Raw genomic sequence first — 4,987 nt, 5'->3', positions numbered from 1 at the left:
CCCGCCGCTCCGGCTCGTCCAGGAGCGGCAGGCGCGACAGCGGGCGGGTCGGGTGGTCCACGGCCCAGGCCAACAGCCGCGCGTAGCGCGCGGCGAAGCGGCGCGCCCAGTCCTCGGTGAACACGCCGCTGTCGTAGACGACACCGACAGCCATCCCCTGGTCGGTGTACCGCAGGTGGGTCTCCACCTCGAAGTGGGCGGCGACCACGGGCGGCGCCAGCAGGGCCGTGTCGCACCCGGGCAGGCGGAGGCCGCCTCCGCCGGTGTCCGACCGTTCGTCGGTCACGTCGAACCAGTGGCGGAACACCGGGTTGTCCTCCCCCGACCGTTCCAGGCCGAGCCCCGCCACCACCTCGTCGAAGGGAAGTCCCTGGTGGTCGTGGGCGTCGAGCACCCGGTCCCGCACCTGGGCGGCCAGCTCGGCCAGCGAGGGGTCCCCCACCAACCTGGTCCGGATCGCCACCGTGTTCACGAAGCAGCCGACGGTGTTCTCGACGTCCGGGTCGAGCCGACCGTCCGCCGCCGTGCCGACCACCACGTCGTCGACGCCCCCCGACCAGCCGAGGAGGAAGGCCTGCACCGCCATGCCCACGGCGAAGGGCGTCACCCGGTTCCGGAGGGCGAACTCCGCCAGCGCCGCGTCGAGGGCCGGGGGGAGCGGGAGGACCACCTCGGCGCCCGCCGGGCCGTCGCCAGGGCCGCCCGCCCCGGGCGAGGTCGCGTCCGGGGTGAGGGTGAGCACCGTGGCGTCGGCCAGTTCCTCCCGCCAGTACGCGAGGTCGTCCGCGTCGTCCTCCGGGTCGCGGGCGGCGGCGTCCCGGGCCGCGTGGTCGAGGTACCCGAGCCCGACCGGCGGCGGTCCGAGCTCGGGTACCTCGCCCCGCGCGGCGGAGTAGGCGGCGGAGAGCTCCGCCTCCAGCACGGGCCTGGACCCGCCGTCGAAGACCAGGTGGTGGGCGGCGACCAGCAACAGGGCGCGGGTGCCGGTCAGCCGGAACAGGACGATCCGGGTGAGGGGCCCCGCGATGGGGTCGAACGGGGCGGCGACCCGCTCCAGTACCTGGCGGCGGGCCTCCCGTTCGGCGTCCCGGTGGCCGCGCAGGTCCGCCACCTCCAACCGGACCGCGTCCGGCGGTCCGAGTCGTTGGCCCGGCCAACCCCGGGACTCGGTGATCCGCGCCCGCAGCACCTCCTGGCGGGACACCAGCGAATCCACCGCCTCGGCCAGTGCCGGCACGTCCAGCCCGCCGGTGATCTCGTACAGCGTCGGCACCGTGTAGGCGTCGCCACGTCCGAGCTGGTGCAGGAACCACAGCCGTCGCTGCGCCGACGACAACGGGAACACCGTGGTCTCGGCCGCTGTGCCCGTCGGCCGACAGGTCGTCGTCGTGTCCTCTGCCACGGAAAACACCTCGCGAAGACGTGGGTCCCCACCGGGAAACGAACACGGGGGCCGGAATGCGACGGTTTCCCCGCATTGATCGGGGGTGGAACGAACGGGCGAAACGTGCTCATCCTACGAATGCCCGCCTGATCGCGGAACACGGGGAATCCACCGGTTCCCGTCGAGGTGCGAACCCCGCATCCACCACACCGCTCCCGCTGTCCCGCCGGCGGGACAGCGAGGACACCCCTGTCCAGTGCCAACGACGCCGCGCCGGCCCGGTCCTGCCGCGCCGTCCCCTCGGTGGACTCGTCCGACGATCCCGCCGGAATCGGTTTTTCTCGCGTTCTCCGGCATCGGAGAACCATCCCTCCGCTTCCTATGCTGGCCCGGGTGGTGATTTCCGTTTCCCGCGCCCGGCGCGGGAGGAACACCGTGAACGAGAGCGGAATGAGGAGCCTCGGACGTGAGCCAGGAGAAGGAAGCCGGAAACGCGGCCGGCAGCACCGGAACCGTCGAGGAACTGCTCCAGCGCCGGATGGCGGGACGCGCACGGCGCAGGAGGACCAGCATCGGATCCGTTCCGCGCGCCGACCCTCCGCTGCTTTCGTACGAACAGCGGCGGTTGTGGTTCCTCGACGGTCTGGTTCCCGGCAGCGTCGCCTACACGGTGCCCAGTACCACCCGGTTCCGGGGCCCGTTGGACCTGTCCGCGTTCCGGTCGGCCACCGATGCGGTGGTCGCCCGGCACGAGACCCTGCGTTCCCGGTTCGACGAGGCGGCGGGGGAACCCTTCCACCGCGTCGACGAGGACGGCGGGACCGAGTTCACCGTCGAGGACCTCAGCGGACACCCCGACCCGGAACGCCGCGCCAGGGAGGTGCTCGCCGACGAGCACGAGGTCCCGTTCGACCTACGGACCGGGCCGCTGCTGCGCACCCGGGTGCTGCGGCTGGGCCCCGAGGACCACGTGGTGTCCACCGTGTTCCACCACATCGTCTTCGACCGCGACTCGCTGGCGATCTGGAACGCCGAACTCGGCGAGGCCTACACCGCGTACCAGGCCGGACGGGCACCGAACCTGCCTCCGCTGCCAGCGCAGTTCCCCGACTTCGCCGCCTGGCAACGCCAGACGCTGACCGAGGAGCGGATCGAGGACTCCCTGCGCCACTGGGTGTCCCGCCTGGCCGGCACACCCGCGGTGCTCGAACTCCCCGCCGACCACCCGCGTCCCGAGATGCCCTCGCACCACGCGGGAGTCCTCGACTTCGTCGTGCCCGGCGACGTGTCGGACCGGGTGCGCGCCCTCGCCGAGCGCCGGGGTACGACGGTGTTCACCGTAGCCCTGGCCGCCTTCCACGTCCTGCTCGGCCGCTACACCGGCCTCTCCCAGGTCCTGACGGGCTACCCGAGCAACGGGCGGACCGAGGTCGAGCTGGAGGGCCTGGTCGGTTTCTTCGCCAACTCCCTGCCCGCCCACGGCGACCTTTCCGGGAACCCCACCTTCGAGGTGCTGCTGGACCGGACGCACGACACCCTGCTCCACGGCCACCAACACCGGGCCGTTCCCTTCGACCGCCTGGTCGACCGGCTGGTCCCCGTCCGGGATCTCAGCCGCAACCCCTTGGTCCAGGTCTGGTTCGACGTGGCGACCGGGGGCGGGTCGAGGACGGCGTCCCTACCCGGTGTGGAGGCGAGCACCTTCGACGTCGGCTCCGCCCACACCCGGTTCGACGTCGAGATCCATGTCGAGGACCACCGGCCCGCCCCGCTGGGGGGCCGCGTCTTCTACGCCCGGGACCTGTTCGACCCCGACACCATGCGCCGCTTCGCGCACCACTACACCGTGCTGCTGGCGTCCCTGGTCACCGAACCAGGCAGGCGGATCTCCCGCGCGGAGCTCCTCGACCCCGCGGAACGGGACCGCCTGCTCGCCTGGGGCAGCGCCCCGGTGTGACCGGGGCACGTCGAGCCCCGGGGGCAGGAGGTGGGGCCGTGCCGGACGGCACGGCGACCACACCACGAGGATGGAAGGGGAAACCGTGGAACCGGTGTTGGTCGGCGGGCCAGTCCTGACCGAGCGGGACGTCGTCGACGTCGCCAGGTCCGGGCGGCGGGTGGCCTTCGCCCCCGGGACGGAGGAACGCGTCCGCCAGGGGCGCCACCGGCTCACCCACGCCGAGAACGCCTACGGGATCGGCACCGGGCTGGGAGCGCTGGCCGGCACGTCCGTGCCCGCCCCGGACCGGGCCCGGGCCCAGCACCACGCGATCCGGTCCCACGCCGCCGGGGCGGGCGCCGAGGTCGAACGGGACGTCGTGCGCGCGCTGATGTTGCTCCGGCTGCGGACCCTGGCCTCGGGCCGCACCGGAGTGCGCCCGGCCATCGCCGTCGCCCTGGCCGACCTGCTCAACGCCGACCTGACCCCGGTGGTCCGCGAACACGGCAGCCTCGGCTGCTCCGGAGACCTGGCGCCGCTCGCGCACGTCGCGCTCGCCCTCGTCGGCGAGGGCACGGTGCGGGACGAGAAGGGTGTCGAACTGCCGGCCCGGGAGGCGCTGCGCGTCGCGGGTCTGCGGCCCATCGAACCGGGGGAGAAGGAAGGACTGTCGCTGATCAACGGCACCGAGGGCATGTTGGGGCAGCTGTGCCTGGCCAACAGCGACCTCGCCCTCCTGCTCTCCACCGCAGACCTCGCCGCCGCGATGACCGTCGAGGCGCTGCTCGGTTCCCCTGATCCCTTCGACGAGGCGGTGCAGGCGCTGCGACCCCACCCCGGCCAGCGCGAGTCCGCCGAGAACCTGCGGTGGCTGCTCGCCGGATCGGCCCTGACCGGTCCGCCGACGGGACCGGGACAGGCCACCGCCACCGTGCAGGACGCCTACTCCCTGCGGTGTTGGCCCCAGGTCGCCGGCTCGGCCAGGGACACGCTGGGGCATGCCCGGCTGGTCGCCGACCGCGAACTCGCCGCCGTCGTGGACAACCCGGTCCTGGTGGGAGACGGACGCCTCCTGTCCAACGGCAACTTCCACGGAGCCCCGATCGCCCACGTGCTCGACTTCCTCGCCGTCGTCATCGCCGACGTGGCCAGCATCAGCGAACGGCGCACCGACCGGATGCTCGACCCGGCCAGGAACCGGGAACTGCCGGCGTTCCTCGCGCACGAGCCGGGGATCGACTCCGGGTACATGATCGCGCAGTACACCCAGGCCGCCGTGGTTGCCGAGCTCAAGCGGCTCGCGGTCCCGGCCAGTGTCGACTCCCTGCCCACGAGCGGGATGCAGGAGGACCACGTGTCGATGGGGTGGGGAGCCGCCCGGAAGCTGCGCCGGGCGGTGGAGGGCCTGCGCGTCGTGCTCGGCGTGGAGATCCTCGTTTCGGCCCGAGCCCTGGACCTGCGCGGCCGGTCCCTGCTCGCCCCGGCCACCTCGGCGGCGGTGGCCGCGCTGCGCGGGCAGGTGGCCGGACCGGGACCCGACCGGTTCCTCGCCCCCGAGATCGAGGCGGCCACCGCCCTGGTCGCCGAGGGAACCCTGGTGGCCGCGGCCGCCGACGCGGTGGGACGTCCCCTGCGCTGAGCGGGAGCGCGCCCGCCGGGGAGTC

3 protein-coding genes are annotated in these 4,987 nt (G+C 73.4%); 2 read left to right on the top strand and 1 reads right to left on the bottom strand.

Annotated elements, in window-relative coordinates; genetic code table 11:
• Positions 1-1,402, bottom strand: a 1,402-nt coding sequence (locus ACTIDRAF_RS0201115; RefSeq protein ID WP_026065650.1) for a condensation domain-containing protein, incomplete at its 3' end; no start/stop codon positions are given.
• Between the two features lie 448 nt (positions 1,403-1,850).
• On the opposite strand from ACTIDRAF_RS0201115, the gene ACTIDRAF_RS26565 reads away from it, so the two are divergent.
• Positions 1,851-3,341, top strand: coding sequence for a condensation domain-containing protein (locus tag ACTIDRAF_RS26565; protein WP_016696866.1), 1,491 nt, complete (start codon positions 1,851-1,853; stop codon positions 3,339-3,341).
• Positions 3,342-3,411: 70 nt separating this feature from the next.
• Positions 3,412-4,962, top strand: coding sequence for a histidine ammonia-lyase (gene hutH / locus ACTIDRAF_RS0201105; RefSeq protein ID WP_039785221.1), 1,551 nt, complete (start codon positions 3,412-3,414; stop codon positions 4,960-4,962).
• Positions 4,963-4,987: the final 25 nt, after the last annotated feature.

It is taken from the genome of Actinoalloteichus spitiensis RMV-1378, assembly GCF_000239155.1.
GTDB lineage: Bacteria > Actinomycetota > Actinomycetes > Mycobacteriales > Pseudonocardiaceae > Actinoalloteichus_B > Actinoalloteichus_B spitiensis.
Note: the sequence above shows the minus strand (reverse complement) of the source record. Positions and strands in the feature narration are given on the sequence as shown.